Here is a 25,894-nt window from a genome sequence, read left to right as displayed (position 1 = left end):
GGTGGACTGCGGAGCGGGCATACCGGAACACCCGCGCCCGTGGGACAATCAATGCGATGTCACCTTCGAAGAACCCACGCCCCGAACCGTCCAGCTCCGCGCCCAAGCAGGGCTCGGCCCGCTCCGGCGCCGGGGCGCCCAGAACAGCGGCCGCCGGGGCGCCCGTCGACTCGGCCCGGCCGCAGATCCGGCCCAAGGCCGAGGGCTGGCAGCAGCCCATGGACGCCGAGGGCCGGCCGAAGCTGCAGTTCGCCCAGCCCAAGGTCAAGCAGCCGCCTAAGCACCTGGCGGACATGACCCTGGATGAGCGCACCGCGCGCGCCAAGGAGCTGGGCATCTCCGGCTTCCGCGCCAAGCAGCTCTCGGTGCACTACTTCCGGCACTACACCTCAGACCCGGAGAAGATGACCGATCTGCCCGCGGAGACCCGGGAGCAGCTGGTCGAGGAGTTTCTGCCGCCGCTGCTCACCGAGGTCCGCCGGCTCAAGACCGACGACGGCGCCACGATCAAGTTCCTCTGGCGGCTCTTCGACGGCGCCATGGTCGAGTCGGTGCTGATGCGCTATCGCAGCCGGATCACGCTGTGCATCTCCTCGCAGTGTGGCTGCGGGATGAACTGCCCCTTCTGCGCCACCGGGCAGAACGGGCTGACCCGAAACATGTCCAGCGCCGAGATCGTGGATCAGATCGTCCAGGCCAACCGGGCGATCGCCGCCGGGGAGCTCGACGCCCCCAACGCTGCGGAGATCGCTGATGAGGCGGACCACGCAGCCCTGGGCGAGGAGACCGACTTCGCCGAGTCCGAGGAGTCGGCAGCCGCAGGCAAGGGCGCGTCGTCGTCCTCGGGTGTGGGCCCACAGCGGGTCTCCAACATCGTGTTCATGGGGATGGGCGAGCCGCTGGCGAACTATAAGCGCGTGATGAACGCGGTGCGCCGCATGGTGGACCCCGCCCCGGAGGGCCTCGGGATGAGCGCCCGCGGGATCACCATCTCCACCGTGGGGCTGGTCCCGGCGATCCGGAAGCTCGCCGAGGAGAACCTGCCGATCACCTTCGCGCTGAGCCTGCACGCCCCCGACGATGAGCTGCGCGACGAGCTGATCCCGGTGAACTCGCGCTGGAAGGCCGATGAAGCCATCGACGCCGCGTACTACTACTACAAGACCACCGGTCGGCGGGTCTCCATCGAGTACGCGCTGATCAAGGACATGAACGATCACCAGTGGCGCGCCGAGCTGCTGGCCGAGAAGCTCAACGCCCGGGGCCGCGGCTGGGTGCACGTGAACCCGATCCCGCTGAACCCCACGCCGGGCTCGATCTGGACCTCCTCGGAGCCCGAGGTGATGCGCGCCTTCGTGAACCGGCTCGAGTCCCTCGGGGTGCCGACCACGCTGCGCGACACCCGGGGCAAGGAGATCGACGGCGCCTGCGGCCAGCTCGCCGCCGCGGAAGAGTAGCGGCGGAAGAACGGCGACGGAAGAACAGCCAGAGAAGTCTGAGATCAAGGGACTGAGATCGAGGGACTGAGATGAACGACCCCGCTCGCCACCACGACGTCATCGAGGTCATCGGCGCGCGGGAGAACAACCTCAAGGGCTTCAGCCTGCAGATCCCGAAGCGGGCGCTGACCGTGTTCACCGGGGTCTCCGGCTCGGGGAAGTCCTCGCTGGTCTTCGGGACCATCGCCGCGGAGTCCCAGCGGATGATCAACGAGACCTACAGCGCGTTCCTGCAGGGATTCATGCCGAGCCTGAGTCGGCCTGAGGTCGAGGACCTGCAGGGCCTGACCGCCGCGATCGTGGTGAACCAGGAGCGCCTCGGCGCGAACATCCGCTCCACCGTGGGCACCGTGACCGATGTCTACACGCTGCTGCGGATCCTGTTCAGCCGGATCGGGGAGCCGAAGATCGGATCCCCGCAGGCCTTCTCCTTCAACGTGGCCAGCATCAGCGGAGCCGGCGCGGTGACCTTTGAACGCGGCGGTGAGACCACCAAGGAGCGCCGCGAGTTCAGCATCACCGGCGGCATGTGCCCGCGCTGCGAGGGTCGCGGGCAGATCAACGACATCGACATCGCCCAGCTGATCGACGAGTCGCTCTCGCTGAATGCGGGCGCCATCACCGTGCCCGGGTACAAGGCCGGCGGCTGGTCGGTGAAGTTCTATGCCGAATCCGGATTCTTCGATCCGGACAAGCCGGTGCGCGACTACTCCGAGCAGGAGCGCCACGACCTGCTGCACCGGGAGCCGGAGAAGGTCAAGATGAGCGGGATCAACATGACCTACCAGGGCCTGGTTCCGCAGCTGCGCAAGTCCATGCTCGCCAAGGACCGCGACGCGATGCAGCCGCATATCCGGGCCTTCGTGGACCGCGCGGTCACCTTCGTGAGCTGCCCCGCCTGCGAGGGCACCCGGCTGAGCGAGCTGGCCCGATCGGTGCGCGTAGCGGGCCGCAGCATCGCCGAGGTCTGCGCGATGCAGCTCAGCGACCTTGCCGAATGGCTGCGTGAGCTCCACGTACCAGCGGTCGCTCCGCTGCGCGCCTCGCTGCTGGAGACCGTGGAGCACTTCATCGACATCGGACTGGGCTACCTGAGCCTGGACCGGCCTGCCGGCACGCTCTCCGGCGGCGAGGCGCAGCGGGTGAAGATGATCCGGCACCTGGGTTCGGCGCTGACCGACATCACCTATGTCTTCGACGAGCCGACCATCGGGCTGCACCCGCATGACATCGACCGGATGAACACGATGCTGCTGCGACTGCGCGATAAGGGCAACACCGTGCTGGTGGTCGAGCACAAGCCCGAGACCATCGAGATCGCCGACCATGTGGTGGACCTGGGCCCCCGAGCCGGGGAGGCCGGCGGCGAGCTCTGCTTCGAGGGCACCGTGGCGGGCCTGCGCGGCAGCGACACGCTCACCGGCCGGCACCTGGACTACCGGGCGCAGGTCAAGGACGGGGTCCGCTCGGCCTCCGGGGCGATGGAGATCCGCGGGGCCCGGCGCAACAACCTGCGTGAGGTCGACGTGGACATCCCCACCGGGGTGCTCACCGTGATCACCGGAGTGGCCGGATCGGGCAAGTCCACGCTGATCGAGGGCAGCCTCGCCGGCCGCGAGGGCGTGACCTTCATCGACCAGAGCGGGATCAAGGGCTCCTCCCGCTCGAATCCCGCGACCTACACCGGCCTGCTGGAGCCGATCCGCAAGGCCTTCGCCAAGGCCAACGGGGTCAAGCCGGCGCTGTTCAGCGCGAACTCCGAGGGTGCCTGCCCCACCTGCGGCGGCGCCGGGGTCATCTACACCGAGCTGGGTGTGATGGAGACCGTGGCCAGCCCGTGTGAGGACTGCGAGGGGCGCCGCTTCCGCCGCGAGGTGCTCGAGTACACGCTGGGTGACGGAGCCGGTGACGGAGACGGTGACGGAGCCGGAGCCGGGGGACGCGCGGCGCTGAACATCAGCCAGGTGCTCAACCTCTCGGTGGACCAGGCGGTCGAGTTCTTCTCCGCCGGGGCCGCCCGGCTGCCCGCCGCCACCAAGATCCTCACCCGACTCGCCGACGTCGGACTCGGCTACCTGCGGCTGGGACAGCCGTTGAACACCCTCTCCGGAGGTGAGCGGCAACGGATCAAGCTGGCCACCAAGATGGCCGACCCGGGTGGGGTCTACGTGCTGGACGAGCCCACCACCGGGCTGCACCTGGCCGACGTGGAGAACCTGCTGGGACTGCTCGACCGGCTGGTGGACTCGGGGACCTCGGTGGTGGTGATCGAGCATCACCAGGCGGTGATGGCCCACGCCGACTGGATCATCGACCTGGGCCCGGGCGCGGGCACCGAGGGCGGCCGGGTGGTCTTCACCGGCACCCCGGCGCAGCTGATCGCCCAGGGCCAGACGCTCACCGCAGAGCATCTGGGGCGGTACGTGGCCGGGTGAGACCGATCACGACCACCGCCACCAGGATCAGCAGCACCGAGAGCGCCACGGCCGCATCCGGATCGGTCTCACGCTGCAGGTAGATTTCCAGCGGAAGCGTGCGGGTGACTCCCTGCAGGCTTCCTGCGAAGGCGATCGTCGCGCCGAACTCGCCGAGGGAACGGGCGAAGGCCAGCACCACCCCGGAGGCCAGCCCAGGGAGGATCAGCGGCAGCACGATGCTGCGCAGCAGCTGGGTGGGCCCGGCCCCGTCGACGACGGCGGCCTCCATCACCTCCTTCTGCACCCCGCGCAGCGCCGACTCCACGGCGATCACCATGAACGGCAGCGACACGAAGGTCTGTGCCAGCACCACCGCAGCGGTGGAGAATGCGATCTGCACGCCGAGCAGCTCGAGACTCTCACCGAGCAGTCCCTGCCGGCCGAAGGTGTTCAGCAGCGCGATGCCCCCGATCACCGGGGGCAGCACCAGTGGCAGCAGGATCAGGGTGCGCAGGATCCCGCTGCCGCGGAAGGTGGCGTGGCTGAGCACCAGGGCGAGCGGCACGCCGAGTACGGTGCACAGCAGCGTGGCCGCCACTGCGGTGCGCAGACTCAGCCACAGCGCGGACAGCGCCGCCTCCGAGCTGAGCAGGCTGGGAAGCTCGGCGAGCTCGATCCGGGTCAGCAGAGCGAGGATGGGCAGCAGGATGAACACCGCGGCCGCGGCGGCGGGGATCAGGACCCAGCGCGGCAAGGCTGCCCCGCCGGCCGGTCGCCGGCTCATCCGGAGGCCTCGGGTGCCGGGCTGAACCCGGCCTGCTCCAGCTCCGACTGGCCGGACTCGCTGAGCAGCAGCTCGATGAACTCCCCGGCGAGCTCCGGCTGCTCGGCTTCGGCCAGCACGGCCGCCGGATACCGGTTCGGGAACTCGGCGGCCTCCTCGATGAGGATGGTCTCGACCTCCGCACCGGCGCGCAGCGCATCGGTGGAGTAGACCAGGCCGGCGTCGGCCTCGGCGCTGCGGACCTTGCCCAGCACATCGGTGACCGCCAGCTCCTCGCTGTCCGGAGCCAGGGCCACCCCAGCAGCCTGTGCCACCTGCTGCGCCACCGTGCCGCACGGGACCTGGGGGGCGCAGAGGACCAGCGCGTGTTCCGGGTCGGCGAGATCCGCCAAGGTTCCGATCCGACCGGGATTGCCCGAAGGCACCGCGATGACCAGGGTGTTCGAGGCGATGACCGAGGCGGTCGGCTGGATCAGGGAGGCGTCCTGGGCACGCTCCATGGTCGGCTCGTCAGCCGGGATGAAGACGTCTGCCTCAGCGCCCTGTTCCAGCTGCGAGAGCAGGTCGGCGGAGCCCGCGGAGCTGAGCTGGACCTGGGCGCCGGTCCTCTCGGTGAACTCCTGGACCAGGGGGTCCAGCACCTGCTGGAGCGAGGCGGCCGCGAAGACCCGCAGCGGCTGCCCGGTCTCGGCGTCGGGAGTGTCTGAATCGGAGGCCCTTGAATCCGGGGCGCTTGAATCCGGGGAATTCGCGCAGCCGGAGAGCAGCACCAGCAGCAGCGCGCCGGGGAGCAGTCGGGTCCTGGCTGAGCGGCGCATAGGCAGTGAGTCTATAGGCTGGAGCGATGATGCCCTCGCAGAGATCACAGGTGCCCGGATTCGAGGTGATGAGCATCCTGGCCCGGATCGATGTGATGCGCGCCGCCGGAAAGGATGTCGTCTCGCTGACCGCGGGGGAGCCCGGCTCCGGGGCCCCAGTGGGGGTGAACCAGGCCGCCGCGGCGATCCATGCGGAGAACACGGTGCTCAACTACACCGCTGCGATGGGGATCGCCCCGCTGCGGGAGGCGATCGCCCAGCACTACGCAGACTGGTACGGGGTGACCGTGCCGCCCTCGCGGATCGCGATCACCACCGGGTCCTCCGGAGCCTTCATGCTCAGCTTCCTGGCGGCCTTCGATCCGGGGGACCGGGTCGCGCTGGCCCGTCCCGGCTACCCCGCCTACCGCAACATCCTCACCGCGCTCGGCATCGAGGTGGTGGACCTCGACTGCGGCCCGCATGAGCGCTTCCAGCCGACGATCGCCCAGCTGCAGGCACAGCTCGACGCCGGCGACAGCCTGGCGGGGCTGATCCTGGCCTCCCCGGCGAATCCCACCGGCACCATGGTCGGACGCGGACAGCTGGCTGAACTCACCGCCTGGTGCGCCGATCACGGGGTCCAGCTGATCAGCGATGAGATCTACCACGGGATCAGCTATGGGGCGGAGAACGTGAGCGCCGCCGAGATGGGCCAGGAGGCCGTGGTGATCTCGTCCTTCTCCAAGTACTGGGGGATGCCCGGTTGGAGACTGGGCTGGATGGTGCTCCCCGATCATCTGGTGGATCCGGTCTCCAGACTCGCCGGCAATGTGGCCCTGTGTCCGCCGCACGCCACCCAGCTAGCGGCCGTGCAGGCCTTCACGCCGGCCTCGCTCGACTTCGCCGCGTCCCAGGTCAGCGGGTATGCCGCGGCACGGGAGCGGGTGCTGGGACTGATTCCACAACTGGGCTGGGGCGAGGTGGCCCCGGCCGATGGCGCCTTCTACGTATACGCCCACCTGGGCGAGCAGCTCCGGCGGTTCAAGGACTCCCCGAGCTACTGCGCGGCGCTGCTGGAGAGCGCCGGCGTCGCCGTCGTGCCGGGCACCGACTTCGATCCTGTGGCGGGACACCACTGGGTCCGGCTCAGCCTGGCCCCGGGGGAGGCGGTGGTCGCGGAGGGGCTGCGCCGGATTCTTGCCTTCCAGGCGGAGCAGGTCGAGCCTGCTGCGCAGCCGATCACTCCACGCTGAACTCGATCCGGTGCTGACCCGTGGCGGCGTTCGGGATCGGGTCCCGGCGTTCATCGGTCTGGGTCTCCCCGGCGGCGTTGATCGCGCGGACCGACACCGAGTGCCGTCCGGATTCGACGTCGGCGAAGGTGTGGCGCCACTGCCGCCAGGTGTCGATGTTGACCTCGTCGGCCAGCTCGACGGACTCCCACTCGCCGTCGTCCAGGCGCAGCTCCACGGCTTCGATGCCCTCGTGCTGGGCCCAGGCGCTGCCGGCGACGACGAGCTCCTCGCCGCTGGAGACCCGGGCCAGCGGGCGGGGCACATCGATGCGGGAGGCGACCAGGATCGGTCCCTCGGCGTCCCAGCCGCGGTCGGTCCAGTAGGCGGTCTCCGCGTCGAAGCGAGTGACCTCCAGCTCGGTGACCCATTTGGTGGCCGAGACGTAGCCGTAGAGGCCTGGGACCACCAGCCGGGCCGGGTAGCCGTGCTGGGCGGGCAGCGGCTCGCCGTTCATGCCCACCGCGAGCAGGCAGGCGCGGTCCTCGTCGGTGAGCACCTCCAGCGGGGTCGACGCCGTCCAGCCGTCGATCGACCGGGAGAGCACCATATCGGCCTCGCCCAGCGGACGAGCCCGGGCAAGCAGCTCGCGGATCGGGTAGCCCAGCCAGGTGGCGTTGCCGAGCAGGTCTCCGCCCACCGGGTTCGAGACGCAGGCCAAAGTGATGTGGTGCTCCTCGAGCGGCAGGTCGAGCAGCTCGGTCATGTCGATCGTGACCTCTTCCTCGACCAGGCCGTGGATCCGCAGCGTCCAGTCCTGAGGTGAGAGCTCCGGGACCACCAGCGCGGTGTCGATCCGGTAGAAGTCGCTGTTCGGGGTGATGAACGGAGGCATCCCGTCCACGCCGACGCTGGCGCCGGCCGGGATGGCGGGGGCGCGCACCGCGGGAGTGGGCAGCACCAGGCGTGCCGCCGCCTCTCCGGCGCCCACGCCGAAGGCATTGACCGAGCGTCCGAAGGTGATCGAGCCGGCGGCGACGGCGGTCCCCACGGCAGCCAGGCTCAGGAAGCGACGCCGGGAGTGGGCACGCTCGTCCTCGGTGCTGGGACGGCTCGTGCTGGCGCGCCGGGTCCGCGCCGGGCGGTCCCGGTCCACAGGGTCAGCTTGATCCACACGATCCGCCGCCACCGCCCGGGTGAGCCCGGTGGCGGCGCCGCTGAGCAGCAGCAGGCTCAGGAGGCCGAGCCCGGCGCCGATCAGCGTGGGCACCACGTCCAGCGGGGAGCTCTCGGGCCGCAGCAGCACCACGATCAGCAGGACCAGCGCGACGGCGGAGAACAGGATCGCGCCCAGGCGCAGGCTGCGTCGAGCCAGTGCCCCGATCGCGGCGGCCAGGATCATCCCGACCACGCCCATGCTGAGGTAGAGCACCAGCTTGTTGTTGCTGCCGAAGTAGGAGATCGCGAAGTCTTGCAGCCAGCTGGGGGAGAGCGTGATGATCGTGGAGCCCAGCGAGACCAGCGGTGAGGACGCCGGGCCGAAGAGCTGAGAGATCAGATCTGCCACACCGAGGAAGATCGCGGCGGCGAGGACCCCAGCGATCAGGTGCGGTATCACCTGCCGCCGGCGTGTGGGCGGTCGTGAGTGTCCGCGGCCGGTGGTTCCTGGGGTCTCGTGCACTGTCTCGGTCATGTCCTGAGTTCGGAGCGGAAGCGCCTTTGGATGGTCCTCGAGCCCAGGTTATAGATCCGCGAGCACCACTGGGTCGCTGGTCGGCTCCTCGGAGCCTCCCGCAGGCTCCACGGTGACCCCGAAGGTCATGTCCTGGGTCATCGGGAGGTCCGTCAGCAGCTCGGTGCTTGCACCGGTCATCAGGCCGGCGCTGCGCGGGCCCTCCTCATCGATCAGCCACAGCTGCATGGTCTGATCCTCGTCGAGCTCGGGCATATCGTGCGGGGTCAGGTGCAGCATCTGCTCGGAGACCGAGTAGGCCAGATTGAGCTGCCCGCCCACGGTCACCTCGGCTTCGATGAAGGCCAGATCCGAGGCGCTGAGCAGCCGCTCAGCACGTTCGCGCTCGGCCTCGGCCACGGTGAGCGAGTCCTCGATCTGGCTGGTGTCCTGCTGCTGGTTGATCAGCGCACCCGCAAGCACGGCGGAGATCAGCAGCAGCGTGGAGGCGGCCAGGGCGAAGAGCGCGGTGCTCGGACGCCGACGGCGAGCCGGGCTCGCGGTGTCATGGGCCGTGGAGCTGGGGCTCTTGGAGCTGGGGGTCGTGGCGTCAGGGGCCTTGGAATCAGGGGTCGAGGCGTGAGCGGTCTCAGCCTGGGCAGCGTCGGCGGTATGAGCCGCCCGCTCCGGAACGGCCTGCTGGTGCTGGCGCGGGATGTTCAGGATCGCCGCGGAGGTCTCGGCGCTGGGGGCGACGGCGTCGTCGGTCTCGGCGAGCAGTCCGAGCGTCTCATGGAAGGACGCGACAGCTTCGGCGAAATCGGGGTCGGCGGCTTCGAGGTCAAGGGCCTCGAGCATCTCGGCGTCTGCCAGCGTCCCGAGGGCAAGGCCGGCTGCCAGGTATTCGCGATCGGCGTTCATCCGGCACCTCCTAGCTGGGCCCTCAGTCTTCGCATGCCGTCTCGTATTCTAGATTTCACGGTTCCGAGTGGGACATCAAGTCGCTGCGCGATCTCGGAGTGTGAAAGCTCTTGGTAGTAGGCCATCGCGATGGCGGTGGCCTGCTCTTCGGGAAGGGTCTGCAGCGCGGTCTGCGCGCGGGCCGCCTCCACCTGAGTGAGGACTGTGTCCTGGACGTCGGGCTCCACCACGTGGGCCTCCTTCACCCCTTGGGTGAAGTCTCTGTTCTGCTGGGCCTGTACCGCTCGGACCCGGTCGATCGCTCGGCGCCGACACATGGTGGTCAACCATGCGCGTCCGGTGCCGACCTGCGCGCGGTAGCTGTGACAGTTGACCCAGACCTCGGTGAAGATCTCTTGGAGAACCTCCTCCGCGAGCGATCTGTTCCGCAGCACTCGCAGCGCGGTGGCCAACAGGATCGAACCCTGCTCCCGGTAGAGCTGCTCGAAGGCGAGCTCATCACCCTGCTGAATCTTCAGCAGCAGAGCACCGCAGGGATCCGCGGAGGCATCCACCGGAGCATGCACGCCCTCGGCGGCAGACCCCAGATTTCCTGTCTCATGCATCCCCACAGGATGCCACACCCCGGAGGGTGATCTCTGCATCCAACGGTTCCGGCCGCTGTGTGACCGCAACCGAGGACGGCGGCGTCCGCACCCCAACAGATGGGTGGGTGCCGAGCGCCGCCGTCTTCGATTCAGGCCTGGTCAGGAACGGTCTTCAACGACCGCTCCCAGCGAGGATCACTCCTCGGCAGCTGCCGGCATCAGGACAGCGTCGACCATGTAGACGGTGGCGTTGGCGGTCATCACGCCGCCGCAGACGAGGCCGGCGTCGTCGAAGGTGAGGTCATCGCCCTCGCCCTCGACGGTCACGGTCGCGCCGTTGACGGTCTCGTGCTCACCGGCGATCTCATCGGGGGACAGCTGGCCGGGGATGACGTGGTAGGTCAGCACCTCGGTGAGCATGTCGGCATCCTCGACCACTGCGTTGAGGTCTTCCTCAGGGATCTCGCCGAAGGCGTCATCGGTGGGAGCGATCACGGTGAACTCGTCACCGTTGAGCGTGTCCACCAGGTCGACATCGGGGTTCAGCTCACCGGAGACTGCCGCGGTCAGCGTGGTCAGCATCGGGTTGTTCGAGGCTGCGGTGGCCACTGGATCCTGGGCCATGCCGCCCACGGAGCCCTCACCCTCGGGGACTTCCTCGGCGTATGCCTCACAGGAGGCGCCGACCAGGTTCGCCGCTGGGTCAGATTCGTCCATGGACTCCTCTTCCTCCATCGACTCCTCGTCCATGGGCTCTTCCTCAGTGGCCTCGGCGTCGGTGCCCTCGGTCTCTTCGGTCATCTCCTGGTCGGTCTCTTCTGCCGGCTCCGCGCTGTCGCCGCAGGCGCTGAGGCCGAGCAGGGCCACCATGCCGATGCCGAGCAGGGAAGAGGTTTTACGAATCTCGGTCTTCATGACTGAATCTCCTGTTGGTCGCACGTTGGTCTGGTTCACAGCCACTGATCGTGGTGTCGACCAGGCCATGTACGCAGAGTTCGGAGCGAGATCAGGATCGGATGGTGGAATTGCGAAAAATCTTCTGGACCCCACCGATCCGGTTCGGTCTCAGACGCTCGCCTGCTCGGCCTCGGCGAGGATCCGAGCCGCCATCTTCTTGAAGATGATGGCATGGAAGGGGGTCACGCCCAGCCAGTAGGCGCGACCGGCAAGGCCGCGGGGGAAGAAGATCGCGCGCTGCCGGTAGCGGGAACCGGTTCCCTCCGGCTCCACCATGAACTCCAGCCATGCCTGCCCCGGCACCTTCATCTCGGCGCGCAGGCGCAGCAGCCGGCCGCGTTCCAGATCCTCCACGCGCCACCAGTCCAGGGTGTCGCCCAGCGCGAGCTGACCCCGGCTGCGCCGGCCACGTCCCATGCCCACGCCGCCGACCAGCTTGTCGGCGAGGCCGCGCAGCGCCCAGGCGCGGGAGAGCGAGAAGTACCCGGTCTCCCCGCCGATGCCCTCGATGACCGCGAAGACCGCTTCGGGGGAGGCGGTGGAGATCCGCTCGCGCTCGTCGACCAGCACCGAGCGTCCGGTCCATTCCGGGTCCGAGGGCAGGGACTCCGAGGGCACGTCCAGCGGATGGGCCGCGGCCCAGGTGGTCTCCACCCGATCGGCGGAGATCTTGTCCAGGGCGAGCCGCACCGAGGTCTCGTAGTCGGTGAGTCCTCCCTCGGGTGGGGCGATGATCTCGTCGATGACCTGGTCCTTGACCACGCAGTCGTGCTGCAGCGACTCCACCAGTGGGATCGCCAGGGTGCGCGGGATCGGGGTGACCAGGTTGACCCACTGGGCGGCGAGCCAGGGAGTGAGCACCGGGAGCGCGATCACCCGGGGCTCGTTGAGCTCCGCGGTGCGGGCGTAGATCTTCATCAGCTGCGCGTAGCTGTGCACATCGGGTCCGCCGATGTCGGCCCGGACGCTGGAGCTCAGCTCGATGTCCATCGCGCGGGTCAGGTAGTGCAGCGCGTCGCGCACCGCGATGGGCTGGATCTGGTTGAGCACCCACTTTGGTGCCGGCATGACCGGGAGCACGTCGGTGAGGTGGCGGATCATCTCGAAGCTGGCGGAGCCGGAGCCGATCACCAGCCCGGCCTGCAGGGTCAGGGTCGGCACGCCGCTGGACTCCAGCACCTCGCCGACATGGACCCTGGAGCGCAGGTGGGCGCTGAGCTCACCTTCGGCGGTGTCCGGGTGCAGGCCGGCCAGGTAGACGATATGGTCGACGCCGGCGTTCTTGGCCGCGCTGCCCAGCACCTCGGCGCAGCGTTCGTCGAGCTCCTCGAAGCTGCGGTCCGAGGTCATCGAGTGGACCAGGTAATACGCGGTGTCGGCGCCCTCGCAGAGCTCCCGGGCCGCCTCGGGGTCGGTGAGATCACCTTCGACGACGGTGACCTCGTCTCGCCAGGGAACGTCGCGCAGCGCCTCGGCGCGCCGCGTGAGCACTCGGACCTCGTGTCCTGCGCGGAGCAGCTGGGGCACCAGCCGTCCTCCGATATATCCAGTTGCTCCGGTCACCGCTGCTGTTGCCATCTGGCCCACGTCCTCGCTCGAAGATCTGCGCGGCGTCATCGGCGTGCTGGCCGTGCCGCGGCACGTAGCGGTCAATCTAACATCGTCCTCTGCGCGGACTCTGTGTAAGTCCTCTGCGAGTCAGCTCCTCGTGGGGGTCACGTCTTATCCGCGCTGCGAGTGTGACGGGTCCCGCACACGAGGCGCTTGAGTAGATATGCTCGATCCATGACCTCAGGCTCGTCCTCGACGCAGGAACACGTAGTCCTTCTCTCGGAGGCCGGAGCGCCGGTGGGCTCCGCCCTCAAGGCCACGGTGCACACCTTCGACACCCCGCTGCATCTAGGGTTCTCCTGTTACCTCTTTGACACCTCGGGCCGGCTGCTGCTCACCCGCCGGGCCCTGTCGAAGACCACCTGGCCCGGTGTCTGGACCAACAGCTTCTGCGGACACCCCGGCCCGCAGGAGGAGCTCACCGAGGCGGTCCGCCGCAGGGCCCGCCAGGAGCTCGGCGCGGAGCTGACCGAGATCCGCGCGACGCTGCCGGAGTTCCGGTACCGCGCGGTGGATGCCAGCGGCGTCGTGGAGAACGAGATCTGCCCGGTCTTCACCGCGGTCCTGACCTCGGAGCTTGCCCCGGTGGAGGATGAGGTCAGCCAGTGGCAGTGGGCTGACCTGGACGCGGTCAAGCGCGCCGTGGCGGGTGCGCCCTTCGCGTTCAGCCCCTGGATGGTCGAGCAGCTCGAGGCCATGGCGGCGCTCGGCGGCTCGGAGCAGCGCGGCTGGAGCGCCCCCGCGTGAGCGCACCCACCGACCCGGCAGAGCACTTCACCTCCACCGCGCGCGCCGCGGCAGACCGGGTGATCTCCTCGTACTCCACCTCCTTCGGACTGGCCACCCGGCTGCTGGGCCCGCGCCACCGCAGCCATGTGCGCAGCATCTACGCCCTGGTCCGGGTCGCCGACGAGGTCGTCGACGGCGCCGCCAGCGCGGCCGGACTGGACCCGGCACAGAAGGCCGAGGCGCTCGAGCGCTACGCCGAGGAGACCCGACGCGCGCTGAGCCGTGGCTACAGCACCGACCTGGTGGTCCATGCCTTCGCGCGCACCGCCATCGAGTCCCAGATCGGGTTGGATCTGATCGACCCGTTCTTCGACTCGATGCGCGCCGATCTCGAGCCCGCCGCCTATGGCGCCGCCGAGCACGCGGACTACGTGTACGGCTCCGCCGAGGTGATCGGGCTGATGTGCCTGCAGGTGTTCCTGCGCGAGGAGCGGCGCAGCGCAGCCGAACGCGAGACCCTCATCAGCGGTGCACGCGCGCTGGGCGCGGCGTTCCAGAACATCAACTTCCTGCGCGACCTCGCCGAGGACACCGATGAGCTGGGCCGAGACTATCTGGGCGGCGGCGAGGGACTCACCGAGGAACAATGCCAAGCCTGGGTGGACACTGTGCGCATGCAGCTCGCCGAGGCCCGGGCCGCGATGCCGCTGCTCCCGCGCGACGCGCGCACCGCGGTGCGCAGCGCCTGTGCGCTCTTCGAGGCGCTCTTGGAGAAGATCGCCGCGACCCCGGTGCAGGAGCTCTACCACTCACGGGTCCGGGTCTCCAACGCCTGCAAAGCAGGCCTGGCCGCCCGGGCCGCCCTGACCACCCGACTGGAGACCCACTGATGCCACGCACCATAGTGATCGGCGCCGGAGTCGCCGGACTCGCCAGCGCCGCGCTGCTGGCCCGAGAGGGCCATGACGTCCTGGTCCTGGAGAAGGGACCCCGCACCGGCGGCCGCGCCGGGATGCTGGCCGAGGACGGATTCCAGTTCGACACCGGCCCGTCCTGGTACCTGATGCCTTCGGTGTTCGAGCACTTCTATCATCTGATGGGCACGACGGCGGCGGAGCAGCTCACCCTGGTGGACCTGGACCCCGCGTACAGGGTCTACTCCGAGCCTGAACCCGGCCAGGCGCCGCCGGCCCCGGTGGACCTGCCCAAGGGCGCGGACCGGGTGCGGGCGCTCTTCGAAGAGCTGGAGCCCGGCAGCGGTCCGGCCCTGGACAAATACATCGCCTCGGCCAAGCGCACCACCGAGATCGCCGAGCGACGCTTCCTCTACAACCCGTTCAAACGACTGAACAACCTGGCAGTGCCCGAGGTGCTCAAATCCGCTCCGGAGCTGGCCCAGCTGCTGCTGACCTCGCTGGAGCGCTTCGTGCAGCGCCGGTTCAAGCACCCGGTGCTGCGCCAGATCCTGGGCTACCCGGCGGTCTTCCTGGGCACTCGCCCGCAGGACGCGCCGGCGATGTACCACCTGATGAGCGCCCTGGACCTCGACGACGGCGTGCGCTACCCGATGGGTGGATTCTGGGAGGTCCTCGCGAGCTTCCGACGGCTGGCCGAAGGTGCCGGGGCGCAGATCACCACCGGGGCAGAGGTCACCGAGATCCTCACGGAAGCAGACCCTCGATCCGCATCCGGGTCCCGCCTCGGCTCCAGGTTCAAGACCGGCCGGCAGCGCGTGGCCACCGGCGTGCGCTGGCGCGACGCCGCGGGCCGGGTGCACACCGAGCACGCCGATCATGTGGTCTCCGCCGCGGATCTGCACCACACCGAGACCAGGCTGCTCTCCGAGGCGGACCGCAGCTACCCCGAGGGCTGGTGGGAGAAGGTCACTTCCGGTCCCGGCGCGGTCCTGGTGATGCTCGGCGTGCGTGGAGAGCTCCCGGAGCTCGCGCATCACTCGCTGTTCTTCACCCGGGACTGGACCGCGAACTTCGAGTCCATCTTCGGGGCGAACCCCTCCGTCCCGACCCCGGCCTCCTCCTACGTCTGTCGGGCCAGCGCGAGCGAGCCGGGCCTGGCGCCGGAGGGTCACGAGAACCTCTTCGTGCTGATCCCGGTCCCGGCGGATGTCTCCCTGGGAGCCGGTGGCCGCGACGGTGCCGGGGACCCGGCCGTCGAGGCCATCGCGCAGGCCGCCATCGCGCAGATCGGGGGCTGGGCCGGGATCGAGGACTTCGAAGACCGGATCGTGCTGCGCGAGACCATCGGGCCGGCCGACTTCGCGGCCGACTACAACTCCTGGCGGGGTTCGGTGCTCGGCCAGGCCCACACGTTGCGGCAGTCCGCGATGTTCCGCCCGCAGAACGTCTCGCCGAAGGTGCGCGGGCTCTACTACGCCGGGGGCACCGTGGCTCCCGGGATCGGTGTACCGATGTGTCTGATCAGCGCGGAGCTGGTGCTCAAGCACATGCGCCGGGACTACAGCGCCGGTCCGCTGAGCCCTGAGTCGATGGGTGCTGGCACGGTCAGGAAGGCGGGCTGAGCGAGCGTGTCTTTCCTGTATCTCGCCGGGCTGCTGCTGGCGGCCTGCTGCATGCTGCTCATCGATCGGCGCTTCCGGCTCTTCTTCTTCGCTGACCCGAGTGTGGCCGCGGCGGTGACCCTGCTCGGCGTCGTCTTCTTCCTGCTCTGGGACTTCGCCGGGATCGGGCTGGGGATCTTCCTGATGGGTGAGAGCCGCTACCTCACCGGCGTCGTGCTCGGGCCTGAGATGCCGCTGGAGGAACCGGTGTTCCTGGCGTTCTTGAGCCTGTGCACCATGATCCTCTACACCGGGGCCGCGAAGCTGCTGCGGCACAGGAGCCAGCGGGCCCGTTCGGGCGCACGTGCTGCAGGGGGTTCCTAGATGGCGTACCTCTGGCTGAGCCTGGCCTTCATGGTCCCCGCGGTGCTTTCCGCGGTGCTGCTGCGCGCAAGCATCCATTGGGGTGCGGTGGCGCTGAGCACCGTGGTGCTGCTGAGTCTCACCGCGGTCTTCGACAATGTGATCATCGGGCTGGACATCGTGCGCTACGGCCACGAGCACCTGATGGGCCTCTACCTGGGCCTCGCGCCGCTGGAGGACTTCAGCTATTCGCTGGCCGGGGTGCTGCTGCTGCCTGCCGCCTGGCACCTGCTGCGCCGGCGCCGGCCCACGGAGCCCGGCCGCGGTGCTGAGCCCGTCGCCGAGCGGGTGACTGATTGAGCCTTATCCGTCAGCTTCTGCTCTCCTCGCGTCCCTTCAGCTGGATCAACACCGCTTTTCCCTTCGCCGCCGCGTATCTCTTCGCCGTGCGGGAGATCGACTGGGTGCTCCTGCTCGGCGCGCTGTTCTTCCTGGTGCCCTACAACGTGGCGATGTACGGGATCAACGATGTCTTCGACTACGAATCCGACCTGCGTAATCCGCGTAAGGGCGGCATCGAGGGTGCGCTGCTGCATCCCTCGCTGCACGCGCCCGTGCTGTGGATCTCGGTGCTGAGCACGGTGCCGCCGGCGCTGCTGCTGATGCTCGGCGGCGGCCCCGCCACCTGGGTGGCGATGCTGGTGAGCCTGTTCGCAGTCGCCGCCTACTCGGTGAAGGGGCTGCGCTTCAAGGAACGCCCGTTCCTTGACTCGCTGACCTCCAGCACCCACTTCGTCAGCCCCGCCGTGGTCGGGTTCGCGCTGGCTCATGACCGGTTCGGCTTCACTCCCGGGCCCACGGTGATGATCATCCTGGGCGCCTTCTTCCTCTGGGGGATGGCCGCCCACGCCTTCGGCGCGGTCCAGGATGTGGTGCCGGACCGTGAGGCCGGGATCTCCTCGGTGGCCACCGCGATCGGGTCCCGCTCCACCGTGCGGATGGCGGTGCTGCTGTGGGCCGCAGCGGGGGCGCTGCTGCTCCTGGGTCACTGGCCCACCCCGCTGGCCGCGCTGCTGGTGATCCCCTACATCGCCATCTCGCTGCCCTGGTTCAAGGTGACCGACGAGACCTCCGCCGCGGTGAACTCCTCCTGGCGACGGTTCATCTGGCTGAACTACGGCTGCGGTCTCCTGGCCACCCTGATGCTGTTCTGGATCTGGTGAGGCTGCACGCGGGGTGCTGCGCGCGTTGATTCTGCACCCTGGGGAGCTGCGCGCCGTGACGCCGCTCAGTGCGACGCGTTGACCATCCAGGGGACCCCGAACTTGTCGGTGAGCATCCCGAAGCTGTCGCCCCAGGGTGACTTGGCCAGCGGCTCGGTGATCTGCGCGCCCTCGGAGAGCTTCTCCCACCACTGCACCAGGGTTCTATGCTCGGCGTCGTCGGCTCCGCTGTTGCTCAGCGACACCGTGCCCAGCACGCTGGACATGCCTGGAGGCGCGTCGGCCGCCATCATGTGGATGCCCCGATCGAGAAACAGCGACCCGTGCATGATCAGGTCCTTGGTCTCATCCTCGGCGCCCATGCCCTCGGCGTAGGTCATCATCCCGACCTCGCCGCCGAAGACCGTGTGGTAGTACTCCAGCGCTTGGCGGGCGGTTCCGGGAAACTGCAGGTAGGGGGTCAGGCCGATGGTCATGGTGAGCCTTCCGTGGTCGATCTCAGCGGGACCTCGCCATTCTGACCTGGGATCGAGCGCGGGGGAAGACCTGGGCGCCCGGCGACCGCAGCTTCGCGGCCAGACCGGCTTCCGCGGTGCTTCAGCTCTCGCACTGCCGGATGACCCGCGCGGGGTTGCCCACGGCCACGGAGTTCGCAGGAATATCGCGGGTCACCACGGCGCCTGCTCCGATCACGGCGTTGCGACCGATGGTGACTCCGGGGCAGACGATGACGCCGCCGCCGAGCCACACATTCTCCTCCAGGGTGATCGGCTCCGCTGACTCCCACTTCTGCTGTCGCGGGCCCGGCTCTACCGGGTGGATCGGGGTCAGCAGCTGCACATTGGGCCCCAGCAGGCAGTCGGCTCCGATCCGGATGGGGGCGACGTCAAGAGCCACCAGGCCGGTGTTGATGAAGACCCGGTCGCCGATGGAGATATGCGACCCGTAGTCCACCGAGAACGGGGCGCGGATCGCCACGTCGTCACCGAGCTCACCGATCAGCTGTGGCAGCAGCGCGGCGGCAGCGTCTTCCTCGCCCTGGGCCGCGGCCTGGTTGTAGCGGTGAGCCAGCCGATGAGCCGCCGAGGCCCGCTCGAGGATCTCCGCATCGGCCCGGTACCAGTGCCCGTCGCGCAGACGCTGATACTGGGTCCGGTGGTCATCGGCGAAGGCCCCGTGATCGAAGGCTTCCTGATCGAAGGCTCCGTGATCGAGGGATCCGTGGCCCATGGGGCGCCTAGCGGCCGAACTGCTCGGCCAGCGCGGCTGCCAGGCCGGTGTACCCGCCGGGGGTCAGCTGGGCCAGTCGGGCCTCGGCCTCCTTGCTCAGTCCGAGTCCGGTGACGAACTCCTTGAGCTTCTCCGCATCCACCCGGCGGCCGCGGGTCAGCTCCTTGAGCCGCTCGTACGGGTTCTCCATGGAGTCCACGCCGGCGATCGCCTCGGCGCGCATCACGGTCTGGATCGCCTCGCCGAGGACCTCCCAGTTCGCGTCGAGGTCCGCCGCGATGACCTCCGCGGCGACGTCGAGCTGGTTGAGCCCCTTGCTCATATTGCTCAGGGCCAGCACCGAGTGGCCCATCGCGGTGCCGATGTTGCGCTGGCCGGAGGAGTCGGTGAGATCGCGCTGCCAGCGGGACTCCACCAGCGTGGAGGCCAGCGCGTCGAGCAGCGCATTGGAGATCTCCAGGTTGGCCTCGGCGTTCTCGAAGCGGATCGGGTTGACCTTGTGCGGCATGGTGGAGGAGCCGGTGGCTCCGGCCACCGGGATCTGCCGGAAGAACCCGATGGAGATGTAGCTCCAGACGTCCACGCAGAGCCCGTGCAGAATCCGGTTGAACCGGGCCATGTCCGCGTAGAGCTCGGCCTGGTAGTCGTGGGACTCGATCTGGGTGGTCAGCGGGTTGAAGGTCAGGCCCAGCTTCTCCACGAAGCGCTGCGCCAGCCCGGGCCAGTCGGCCTCGGGGGCCGCGGCCAGGTGCGCGGCGTAGGTGCCGGTGGCGCCGTTGATCTTGCCCAGGAACTCCTGAGACTCGATCCGGCGCAGCTGGCGGCGCAGCCGATGCACGAAGACCGCGACCTCCTTGCCCAGCGTGGTCGGGGTGGCCGGCTGTCCGTGGGTGCGCGAGAGCATCGGCACCTCGGCGGCGTCCTGGGCCAGCGTCGCCAGCCCCTCCAGGGTGGTGCGAGCCGCGGGCAGCCAGACCTCGGCCACGGCGTCGCGGATCCCCAGCGCATAGGACAGGTTGTTGATGTCCTCACTGGTGCAGGCGAAGTGCACCAGTGGGGTGAGCTCGCTCAGCCCCAGCCCCTCGAGCCGGCGCGCGATGAAGTACTCCACCGCCTTCACATCATGGTGGGTCTGCGCCTCGATGGCGCCCAGCTCTTCGAGCTGCGCCGTGCCGAATTCGGTGACGATTCCGCGCAGCCCGCTGACCTGCTCCTCGGTGAGCGCGGGGAGCCCGGGAAGCACCTGCTCGGCGCAGAGGTGGATGAACCATTCGACCTCCACATGGATGCGATGCCGGTTCAGCGCCGCCTCGGAGAGGTGATCCACCAGCGGCGCCACCGCGCCGCGGTAGCGGCCGTCCAGGGCGCCCAGCGCGATCTGCGGCTGCGCGTCAGCGAGCCGGACCCGGGTCGGAGAGACGGTGGACGCAGCGGAATCAATGGAATGGGCCATGGCCTCGATTCTTTCATGAGTTTTCCCCAGCACCGGCGAGGACGACGCCGCCCGCCCGGGTACTCCACCCTCTGCGCGAACCGCCGGCGCACCCGGGTGCGGGTGCCTAGATTGATCATCGTCAGCTGGTTCCTGGCCGGTCCAGCACCGGATCACCGCGCAACCGGCCCTGGCAGAACAAGGAGTGAGCACCCATGGTCTTCTCCCGGGCCGCCGCGCAGTTCGATGAGGCCGCGCAGCACTATGAGCAGGCGGCGCTGCGGCTGGACGCCGTGGCGCAGCGGGCCGAGGAGTGTGTGCAGGCGGTCCTGACCGGAGGCGAGGAGGTCCAGTGGCATTCGCCCGCCGGCCAGGCCTTCATCGCCGTGACCTTCCACCACGTTGCGCAATGTCGCAGTCGGCAGTCGAGGATCTTCGAGATCTCGGCCAGCGCCAGGCTCATCGCGGCAGATCTGCGCCAGCAGGCAGATCAGGCGCGGGTGCTGGCGGCGGCGCTGGATACGACGGGGGTCGTGGCGGGGGTGGCTGCAGGGGCGGTGGCAGGGGTTGTTGTGGACGCCGCGGATGCCGCCCTCGCGGGGGTGCCGGCGGTCGGCGGTGAACGTGCAGCCCGGGCTCTGGTGCTCGGCGCGCGAGAGGCCTCGGAGAGCGCCGAGGGCTTTCTGCGGTTCGTGCAGTCCCACGGCGGGCTTCCGCTGGCCCGCCTGGCGGCGGCACAGGGGTGAGCGTTGATGTTCGTCATCACCGAGGATCACTACGGCGAGCCCGCCCCGCGCAGGTACACCGTGCAGGCCCACGGAGGTCCCACCGAGCTGAACCTGGTGCTCGAGAGCCTGCAGGTCGCGGCCGCGAGCCTGAGCCGCGCCGAGGCCCTCACGGAGGAGCAGGGCCGCGCGCTCAGCGGCATCACCGCCGAGCTGTTCGGCTCGGTCGCCGGGCTCGCGCTGCATTTCAGGATCCCGCTGCTGGGGGCGCAGCTCGGGATCAGCCTGGCCGAGACCTCGGTGGCGGCCTGGGCCATGGGAGAGACGGCGCGCGCCGTGCGCATCGCGCATGGGCGCTACCGGGAGACCGAGGCGCTGCTGAGACAATCGATGGGCGCCGCCAGACACCTGGGGCAGTATCCGCAGATCCAGCCACACCTGCTGGACCCCCAGGGGGACAAGGCACTCGCCGATGCCTGGGGCCGCACCGCTCTGGTGAACCTGGGTCAGGGGTTCGCGCTGCTGCTGAAGCTGCTCGCCAGGAAGCAGCCGGTGCTGCGGTCCTCCCAGGAGGCCTTGGGACTGGTGCATCAGTCGCTGCTGGAGAAGGCCCGCCGGATCTCGCGCGGGAGCAGGCAGCGGCTGAGCCGGGAGACTCGAGCCCTGGCGGCGACCGAGGTGGACACGCTCGGTGAGCACCTGCAGGCGCAGGCAGAGGTCGCAGAGCTGGGAGACTTCAGCATCTCCTCCCGACCCCAGCCCGGGGCGCCCGCCCGACACCTCATCCACCTCCCAGGCCTGGAGCTTCCCGAGGGTCTTCAGGACATCGACCGGGAAGATCTGGCACAGGGGGAGCTGGATCTGAGCGCGGGGCGCGGACTCAACAGCCTGCTGGACGCCGGAACCAATGGTTCGGCACACCTGCAGGAGGTGATCGATCAGGCGCTGCAGGACTCCGGGGCCCAGCCAGGGGACGAGCTGGTCATCACCGGGTACTCCCTGGGTGGGCTGCATGCGCGCAACATCGCCGCCGGCGGCAGGCTGGCCAGCAAATACCGGATCTCGCAGGTCGCCACCGTGGCGGCCCCGGCGCGAGAAGGCCCGACGCTGCCCGGGATCAGGACCACCAGCTTCCAGGACGCCAATGACCCGGTCCCGAAGCTGCTGGGCGCATCGAGCGAGCTCTCGGCGGATCGGGTCCAGATCACCTATGAGCATCAGGACCCGCAGGCCGAACCCCGGGGAGTCTTCGGCGCCAGCCACGACTACGCGCACAACATCGAGGCCATCCGGATCCTCGAGGCCCAGGAGTCACAACACCTGGATGCGGGTCAGCGCGTCCACCTCGCGGAGCTCAACGACTCGCTGCGTGGAGACCACGGGGCCACGGTCTATTCCACCGAATGGGACTCCAAGGGGGTGGACGAGCTCGAGGAGGTCATCGCGGAGCTGGCCGGAGGCCTGGATCAGCTCCCTGCGGGAGGCGGATCAGGTTTCGAGCGGGCGCAGGATGAAACGGTTGAGCAGCGCTGAGACCAGGGCCACCACGATCGACCCCAGCACTGCGCTCCAGAAGAAGTCCTCGACCACGAAGTGCACCGGGGTCCAGGAGGTCAGCCAGGCGGTGAGCACCAGCATGCCCGCATTGATGACCACGGCGAACAGGCCCAGGGTCAGGCAGGTGATCGGCAGTGAGAGCAGCGAGATGATCGGCTTGATGACTACATTGACCAGACCGAAGACGGCTCCCACGAAGAGGAAGGCGAGGATCGTCGCCCCGGTGCCCTGTTCGGCGCCATCCATGTAGATGCCGGGAACGAGAAAGGCCGCTGCGGCGAGGGCCAGGGCATTCAGAATAATTGCCAGTAGGATTCTCACGATGACTATGTTCTCACGCGCCGGGTCGATCACCCCACGGGAAAGCGTCAGCCTTCTGCCCGCCTATGCCGCAGGCAAGCCGCCGCAGGCGGCCGAAGGACTCACGCCGTATAAGCTCTCTTCCAACGAGAATCCCCTGGGGCCGGTCCCCGAGGTGGCTCGAGCGATGGCCGCAGTGGACACGCTGCACCGCTACCCCCACCCCAACGCCGAGAACCTGCGCGCCGGGCTCGCGAAGCTCCTGGACGTCCCGGTGGAAGACATCGTCGCCGGCACCGGCAGCCTCGGGGCGCTGACCCAGATCATCAACGCCTTCGCCGGATCCAACAGCGACGGCAGCCAGGACGAGGTCATCTACGCCTGGCGCTCCTTTGAGGCCTACCCGATCGTGGTGCGCACCGCCGGCGCGAAGGACGTCACGGTACCGGTGCTCGAAGACGGGCGACACGACCTTGAGGCGATGCTCGCAGCGATCACCGAGAAGACCAAGGTGCTGATGCTGTGCACCCCGAACAACCCCACCGGCCCGGCGCTGCGGCACCGCGAGGTCGAGGCGTTCCTGGCCAAGGTCCCCGGCGACGTCGTCGTGGTCATCGATGAGGCCTACCAGGAGTTCGTCCGCACCGAGGATCCGCTGGACGCGCTTGCGCTGTACCGGAAGCACCCCAATGTGGCGGTTCTGCGGACCTTCTCGAAGGCGCACGGCCTGGCTGCCCTGCGCGTCGGCTACTCGATCGCCGGCGCGGAGATCACCCGCCACCTGCGGGTGGTCGCGGCACCCTTCAGCGTGTCCACCGTGGCCGAAGTCGCGGCGCTGGCCTCGCTGGAACATCTCGATCAGGTCCTTGAGCGGGTGGACTCCCTGGTCGCCGAGCGCGAACGGGTCACTGCGGCGCTGACCGAGGCCGGCTGGACGATCCCCGAGGCCCAGGGCAACTTCGTCTGGCTTCCGCTGAAGGAGCAGACCGCCGCCTTCGCCGAGGCGGCCGGGCTCCAGGCGCTGGCGGTCCGTGGCTTCAACGGTGAGGGTGTGCGGGTCACGATCGGTGAGGTCGAGGCCAATGATCGGTTCATCGAGTTGTGCCGGACCTACAGATTCCCAGCCTGAGTCGAGCTGACACAATAAGCGATGGCCGTCCTGCTCGCAGGGCGTCGATCAGCGGTGCCGTCGGAGAGGATCACACTGTGGAGCCAGAAGAGGTGCAGCCCGTCCAGCTGCTCACCCCGGAGGGGAAGCTCGCCGAGAACGAGGTCTACAGCCCGTTCATCGCGGAGCTGAGCGCGGAGAAGCTGCGCGAGCTCTATCGCTATATGGCGATGGAGCGCAGGCTCGACGCCGAGGCCACCTCGCTGCAGCGCCAGGGGCAGCTTGCGCTCTGGGCGCCGGCGCTGGGCCAGGAGGCCGCCCAGGTGGGCACCATCGCGGCGATCAAGTCCTCCGACATGGTGTTCCCCACCTACCGCGAGCACGCCATGGCGCTCTACCGCGGAATCTCCCCCGAGGAGCTGCTGACCATGTTCCGGGCCACCCGGCACACCGGCTGGGACCCGCGCGAGCACAACTTCCACGTCTACACCCTGGTGCTGGCCGCGCAGACCCTGCACGCCGCCGGCTGGGCCATGGGCATCAACCAGGACCTGCGGACGGAGAGCGTGCCCCGGGACCGGGCCGAGGATGAGATCGTCGTGGCCTGCATCGGCGACGGTGCCACCAGCCAGGGCGACGCCCACGAATCCATGGTCTTCGCCGCCTCCTATGAGCTGCCGCTGCTCTACTTCATCCAGAACAACCACTGGGCGATCTCGGTGCCCACCCGCACTCAGTCCCGCGGGCCGCTGGTCAACCGCGCCAAGGGCTACGGGTTCGAAGGCGTGCGGGTCGACGGCAACGATGTGCTCGCCAGCTACGCCGTGGCGGCCAAGCTCTCCGGTGAGATCCGGGCCGGCAACGGGCCCAAGCTCATCGAGTCCGTCACCTACCGGATGGGCGCCCACACCACCGCCGATGACCCCACCAAGTACCGCAGCTCCGAGGAGGAGGAGCTCTGGAAGGGCCGCGACCCGATCCAGCGCTACCGCTCCTGGCTCAGCTCCGCAGGCCACGCTGATGAGGACTTCTTCGCCGAGGTCGACGCCGAGTACAAGGACCTCGCCGCGGACATGCGCAAGTCCGTGCTGGCCATGGAGCCGATCGACCTGGACCGGGTCTTTGACACCGTGTACTCGGAGCCGCACCGCCAGGTGGAGACCGAGAAGGCCTGGCTGAAGGACTACGAAGCAGGATTCGCGGAAGAGCAGACGGAGGCGGGCACCGCAGGATGAGCGCGATCAAAGAGATGGTCATGGCCAAGGCGATCACCGCGGCCCTGCGCGATGAGCTCGCCGCCGACCAGAAGACGCTGCTCATCGGCGAGGACATCGGCGCGCTCGGCGGAGTCTTCCGGGTCACCGAGGGGCTGCAGGCCGAGTTCGGCACCCACCGGGTGATCGACTCCCCGCTGGCGGAGTCCGGCATCGTCGGGACCAGCATCGGCATGGCGATGCGCGGCTACCGGCCGGTGGCCGAGATCCAGTTCGACGGCTTCGTCTTCCCGGCGTTCAACCAGATCACCACCCAGCTGGCCAAGATGCACAACCGCACCGACGGCCGGGTGAAGGTCCCGGTGACGATCCGACTGCCCTACGGCGGGCACATCGGGTCGATCGAGCACCATTCCGAATCCCCCGAGGCGCTCTTCGCGCACACCGCCGGACTGCGCATCCTGGCCCCTTCGAACCCGCAGGACGCCTACTGGATGACCCGCCAGGCGATCGTCAGCGATGACCCGGTGATCATCCTCGAGCCGAAGCGCCGCTACTGGCTCAAGGGGAAGGTCGACCTCCAGAACCCGGCGCCGGACGCGTTCCGCGCCCAGGTCCTCCGCGAGGGCACCGACGCCACCATCGCCACCTACGGCCCGCTGGTTCCGGTGGCGCTGGCCGCCGCCGAGGCCGCCCGTGCCGAGAGCCGCAGCATCGAAGTGGTGGACATTCGCTCGATCAGCCCGCTCGACGACGAGACCATCGCGCGCTCCGCGGCGAAGACCCAGCGGCTCATCGTCGCCCACGAGGCGCCGACCTTCGGCGGAATCGGCGGCGAGATCGCCGCACGGGTCGCCGAACGGGCGCACCACCGGCTGCTGGCCCCGGTGCTGCGCGTGGGCGGATTCCATATGCCGTATCCACCGTCAGCCCAAGAGCACCGGTACCTTCCGGACATCGATCGGATGCTCGAAGCCGTGGACCGCAGCTTCAGCTACCAGAGGAGTGCCTGAGC

The 25,894-nt window shown here is 69.0% G+C and carries 25 protein-coding genes; 14 read left to right on the top strand and 11 right to left on the bottom strand.

Annotated features, from left to right (window positions below):
- Positions 1-56 precede the first annotated feature (56 nt).
- Both rlmN and EV640_RS01405 read left to right on the top strand, forming a co-directional pair.
- Complete coding sequence (gene rlmN, locus EV640_RS01410) at positions 57-1,457, top strand: 23S rRNA (adenine(2503)-C(2))-methyltransferase RlmN (RefSeq protein WP_166645834.1); 1,401 nt, start codon at positions 57-59, stop codon at positions 1,455-1,457.
- 71 nt (positions 1,458-1,528) lie between these two features.
- Positions 1,529-3,934 (top strand): ATP-binding cassette domain-containing protein, encoded by a 2,406-nt coding sequence (locus tag EV640_RS01405; RefSeq protein WP_133725565.1) that lies wholly within the window; start codon positions 1,529-1,531, stop codon positions 3,932-3,934.
- On the opposite strand, the gene EV640_RS01400 is transcribed toward EV640_RS01405, so the two are convergent.
- Positions 3,897-4,700 carry an ABC transporter permease gene (locus tag EV640_RS01400; protein ID WP_036474501.1) on the bottom strand — a complete coding sequence of 268 codons (804 nt, stop codon included), beginning with the start codon at positions 4,698-4,700 and terminating at the stop codon, positions 3,897-3,899. The genes EV640_RS01405 and EV640_RS01400 overlap by 38 nt on opposite strands.
- On the bottom strand, positions 4,697-5,518 hold the full coding sequence (gene modA, locus EV640_RS01395) for a molybdate ABC transporter substrate-binding protein (RefSeq protein ID WP_133725564.1): 822 nt from the start codon (positions 5,516-5,518) through the stop codon (positions 4,697-4,699). The genes EV640_RS01400 and modA overlap by 4 nt, the downstream gene beginning before the upstream one ends.
- Before the next feature lie 26 nt (positions 5,519-5,544).
- Here modA and EV640_RS01390 point away from each other — a divergent pair, with 26 nt between their 5' ends.
- Positions 5,545-6,753 carry a pyridoxal phosphate-dependent aminotransferase gene (locus tag EV640_RS01390; protein WP_036474499.1) on the top strand — a complete coding sequence of 403 codons (1,209 nt, stop codon included), beginning with the start codon at positions 5,545-5,547 and terminating at the stop codon, positions 6,751-6,753.
- Here EV640_RS01390 and EV640_RS01385 read toward each other — a convergent pair.
- The 5 genes from EV640_RS01385 to EV640_RS01365 all read right to left on the bottom strand — a co-directional run bounded on the left by EV640_RS01385 (position 6,740) and on the right by EV640_RS01365 (position 12,447).
- Positions 6,740-8,425: a molybdopterin-dependent oxidoreductase gene (locus tag EV640_RS01385; protein WP_133725563.1), complete on the bottom strand. Its 1,686-nt coding sequence runs from the start codon at positions 8,423-8,425 to the stop codon at positions 6,740-6,742. The genes EV640_RS01390 and EV640_RS01385 overlap by 14 nt on opposite strands.
- Before the next feature lie 48 nt (positions 8,426-8,473).
- The gene (locus EV640_RS01380; RefSeq protein ID WP_133725562.1) at positions 8,474-9,325 is read right to left on the bottom strand and encodes an anti-sigma factor; all 852 of its coding nucleotides are present in this window, start codon (positions 9,323-9,325) and stop codon (positions 8,474-8,476) included.
- Positions 9,322-9,930, bottom strand: coding sequence for a sigma-70 family RNA polymerase sigma factor (locus tag EV640_RS01375; protein WP_036474496.1), 609 nt, complete (start codon positions 9,928-9,930; stop codon positions 9,322-9,324). The genes EV640_RS01380 and EV640_RS01375 overlap by 4 nt, the downstream gene beginning before the upstream one ends.
- A gap of 177 nt (positions 9,931-10,107) precedes the next feature.
- A complete protein-coding gene (locus EV640_RS01370) occupies positions 10,108-10,827 on the bottom strand; it encodes a fasciclin domain-containing protein (protein WP_133725561.1) in 720 nt (239 codons plus the stop codon).
- Positions 10,828-10,977: 150 nt separating this feature from the next.
- The gene (locus EV640_RS01365; protein ID WP_133725560.1) at positions 10,978-12,447 is read right to left on the bottom strand and encodes an SDR family oxidoreductase; all 1,470 of its coding nucleotides are present in this window, start codon (positions 12,445-12,447) and stop codon (positions 10,978-10,980) included.
- Between the two features lie 207 nt (positions 12,448-12,654).
- Between EV640_RS01365 and idi the strand changes: the two genes are divergently transcribed.
- From idi to EV640_RS01335, 6 genes are read left to right on the top strand one after another with little or no spacing between them, the layout of a single operon-like run.
- A complete protein-coding gene (gene idi / locus EV640_RS01360; protein WP_133725559.1) occupies positions 12,655-13,227 on the top strand; it encodes an isopentenyl-diphosphate Delta-isomerase in 573 nt (190 codons plus the stop codon).
- On the top strand, positions 13,224-14,099 hold the full coding sequence (locus EV640_RS01355; RefSeq protein ID WP_133725558.1) for a phytoene/squalene synthase family protein: 876 nt from the start codon (positions 13,224-13,226) through the stop codon (positions 14,097-14,099). Before idi ends, EV640_RS01355 begins: the two co-directional genes overlap by 4 nt.
- Positions 14,099-15,748, top strand: a complete 1,650-nt coding sequence (crtI, locus tag EV640_RS01350; RefSeq protein ID WP_036474489.1) for a phytoene desaturase family protein — start codon at positions 14,099-14,101, stop codon at positions 15,746-15,748. Before EV640_RS01355 ends, crtI begins: the two co-directional genes overlap by 1 nt.
- A gap of 6 nt (positions 15,749-15,754) precedes the next feature.
- The gene (locus EV640_RS01345) at positions 15,755-16,111 is read left to right on the top strand and encodes a lycopene cyclase domain-containing protein (protein WP_133725557.1); all 357 of its coding nucleotides are present in this window, start codon (positions 15,755-15,757) and stop codon (positions 16,109-16,111) included.
- Positions 16,112-16,450 (top strand): lycopene cyclase domain-containing protein, encoded by a 339-nt coding sequence (locus tag EV640_RS01340; RefSeq protein WP_133725556.1) that lies wholly within the window; start codon positions 16,112-16,114, stop codon positions 16,448-16,450.
- The gene (locus EV640_RS01335; RefSeq protein WP_133725555.1) at positions 16,447-17,313 is read left to right on the top strand and encodes a prenyltransferase; all 867 of its coding nucleotides are present in this window, start codon (positions 16,447-16,449) and stop codon (positions 17,311-17,313) included. Before EV640_RS01340 ends, EV640_RS01335 begins: the two co-directional genes overlap by 4 nt.
- 65 nt (positions 17,314-17,378) lie before the next feature.
- On the opposite strand, the gene EV640_RS01330 is transcribed toward EV640_RS01335, so the two are convergent.
- The 3 genes from EV640_RS01330 to purB form a co-directional block, all read right to left on the bottom strand.
- Positions 17,379-17,789 (bottom strand): VOC family protein, encoded by a 411-nt coding sequence (locus EV640_RS01330; RefSeq protein ID WP_036474483.1) that lies wholly within the window; start codon positions 17,787-17,789, stop codon positions 17,379-17,381.
- A 121-nt stretch (positions 17,790-17,910) separates the two neighbouring features.
- On the bottom strand, positions 17,911-18,543 hold the full coding sequence (locus EV640_RS01325) for a sugar O-acetyltransferase (RefSeq protein WP_133725554.1): 633 nt from the start codon (positions 18,541-18,543) through the stop codon (positions 17,911-17,913).
- Between the two features lie 7 nt (positions 18,544-18,550).
- Complete coding sequence (gene purB / locus EV640_RS01320; RefSeq protein WP_133725553.1) at positions 18,551-19,996, bottom strand: adenylosuccinate lyase; 1,446 nt, start codon at positions 19,994-19,996, stop codon at positions 18,551-18,553.
- Between the two features lie 194 nt (positions 19,997-20,190).
- Between purB and EV640_RS01315 the strand changes: the two genes are divergently transcribed.
- Together EV640_RS01315 and EV640_RS01310 are read left to right on the top strand one after the other, a co-directional pair.
- A complete protein-coding gene (locus EV640_RS01315; RefSeq protein ID WP_036474482.1) occupies positions 20,191-20,721 on the top strand; it encodes a hypothetical protein in 531 nt (176 codons plus the stop codon).
- A gap of 6 nt (positions 20,722-20,727) precedes the next feature.
- On the top strand, positions 20,728-22,233 hold the full coding sequence (locus EV640_RS01310; RefSeq protein ID WP_133725552.1) for an alpha/beta hydrolase family protein: 1,506 nt from the start codon (positions 20,728-20,730) through the stop codon (positions 22,231-22,233).
- On the opposite strand, the gene EV640_RS01305 is transcribed toward EV640_RS01310, so the two are convergent.
- Positions 22,189-22,578: a phage holin family protein gene (locus tag EV640_RS01305; RefSeq protein ID WP_036474479.1), complete on the bottom strand. Its 390-nt coding sequence runs from the start codon at positions 22,576-22,578 to the stop codon at positions 22,189-22,191. The two genes, EV640_RS01310 and EV640_RS01305, sit on opposite strands and share 45 nt — an antisense overlap.
- A 1-nt stretch (position 22,579) precedes the next feature.
- Between EV640_RS01305 and hisC the strand changes: the two genes are divergently transcribed.
- The 3 genes from hisC (at position 22,580) to EV640_RS01290 (ending at position 25,892) form a co-directional block, all read left to right on the top strand.
- Positions 22,580-23,686, top strand: coding sequence for a histidinol-phosphate transaminase (hisC, locus tag EV640_RS01300; protein ID WP_133725551.1), 1,107 nt, complete (start codon positions 22,580-22,582; stop codon positions 23,684-23,686).
- A 77-nt stretch (positions 23,687-23,763) separates the two neighbouring features.
- Positions 23,764-24,900 carry a thiamine pyrophosphate-dependent dehydrogenase E1 component subunit alpha gene (locus EV640_RS01295; RefSeq protein ID WP_243832180.1) on the top strand — a complete coding sequence of 379 codons (1,137 nt, stop codon included), beginning with the start codon at positions 23,764-23,766 and terminating at the stop codon, positions 24,898-24,900.
- On the top strand, positions 24,897-25,892 hold the full coding sequence (locus EV640_RS01290) for an alpha-ketoacid dehydrogenase subunit beta (protein WP_133725550.1): 996 nt from the start codon (positions 24,897-24,899) through the stop codon (positions 25,890-25,892). Before EV640_RS01295 ends, EV640_RS01290 begins: the two co-directional genes overlap by 4 nt.
- Positions 25,893-25,894 lie beyond the last annotated feature (2 nt).

The organism is Nesterenkonia aurantiaca (genome assembly GCF_004364585.1).
GTDB classification, from domain to species: Bacteria; Actinomycetota; Actinomycetes; order Actinomycetales; family Micrococcaceae; genus Nesterenkonia; species Nesterenkonia aurantiaca.
This window is presented reverse-complemented; position numbering and strand designations above follow the sequence as displayed.

Coding starts and splice junctions, on each gene's coding strand:
- EV640_RS01400 (WP_036474501.1), bottom strand. CDS start 4,700: ATGAGCCGGCGACCGGCCGGCGGGGCAGCCTTGCCGCGCTGGGTCCTG.
- idi (WP_133725559.1), top strand. CDS start 12,655: ATGACCTCAGGCTCGTCCTCGACGCAGGAACACGTAGTCCTTCTCTCG.
- EV640_RS01375 (WP_036474496.1), bottom strand. CDS start 9,930: ATGCATGAGACAGGAAATCTGGGGTCTGCCGCCGAGGGCGTGCATGCT.
- rlmN (WP_166645834.1), top strand. CDS start 57: ATGTCACCTTCGAAGAACCCACGCCCCGAACCGTCCAGCTCCGCGCCC.
- EV640_RS01330 (WP_036474483.1), bottom strand. CDS start 17,789: ATGACCATCGGCCTGACCCCCTACCTGCAGTTTCCCGGAACCGCCCGC.
- EV640_RS01390 (WP_036474499.1), top strand. CDS start 5,545: ATGATGCCCTCGCAGAGATCACAGGTGCCCGGATTCGAGGTGATGAGC.
- EV640_RS01325 (WP_133725554.1), bottom strand. CDS start 18,543: ATGGGCCACGGATCCCTCGATCACGGAGCCTTCGATCAGGAAGCCTTC.
- EV640_RS01370 (WP_133725561.1), bottom strand. CDS start 10,827: ATGAAGACCGAGATTCGTAAAACCTCTTCCCTGCTCGGCATCGGCATG.
- EV640_RS01290 (WP_133725550.1), top strand. CDS start 24,897: ATGAGCGCGATCAAAGAGATGGTCATGGCCAAGGCGATCACCGCGGCC.
- purB (WP_133725553.1), bottom strand. CDS start 19,996: ATGGCCCATTCCATTGATTCCGCTGCGTCCACCGTCTCTCCGACCCGG.
- EV640_RS01385 (WP_133725563.1), bottom strand. CDS start 8,425: ATGACCGAGACAGTGCACGAGACCCCAGGAACCACCGGCCGCGGACAC.
- crtI (WP_036474489.1), top strand. CDS start 14,099: ATGCCACGCACCATAGTGATCGGCGCCGGAGTCGCCGGACTCGCCAGC.
- EV640_RS01365 (WP_133725560.1), bottom strand. CDS start 12,447: ATGGCAACAGCAGCGGTGACCGGAGCAACTGGATATATCGGAGGACGG.
- EV640_RS01340 (WP_133725556.1), top strand. CDS start 16,112: ATGGCGTACCTCTGGCTGAGCCTGGCCTTCATGGTCCCCGCGGTGCTT.
- EV640_RS01380 (WP_133725562.1), bottom strand. CDS start 9,325: ATGAACGCCGATCGCGAATACCTGGCAGCCGGCCTTGCCCTCGGGACG.
- EV640_RS01310 (WP_133725552.1), top strand. CDS start 20,728: ATGTTCGTCATCACCGAGGATCACTACGGCGAGCCCGCCCCGCGCAGG.
- EV640_RS01315 (WP_036474482.1), top strand. CDS start 20,191: ATGGTCTTCTCCCGGGCCGCCGCGCAGTTCGATGAGGCCGCGCAGCAC.
- modA (WP_133725564.1), bottom strand. CDS start 5,518: ATGCGCCGCTCAGCCAGGACCCGACTGCTCCCCGGCGCGCTGCTGCTG.
- EV640_RS01405 (WP_133725565.1), top strand. CDS start 1,529: ATGAACGACCCCGCTCGCCACCACGACGTCATCGAGGTCATCGGCGCG.
- hisC (WP_133725551.1), top strand. CDS start 22,580: ATGACTATGTTCTCACGCGCCGGGTCGATCACCCCACGGGAAAGCGTC.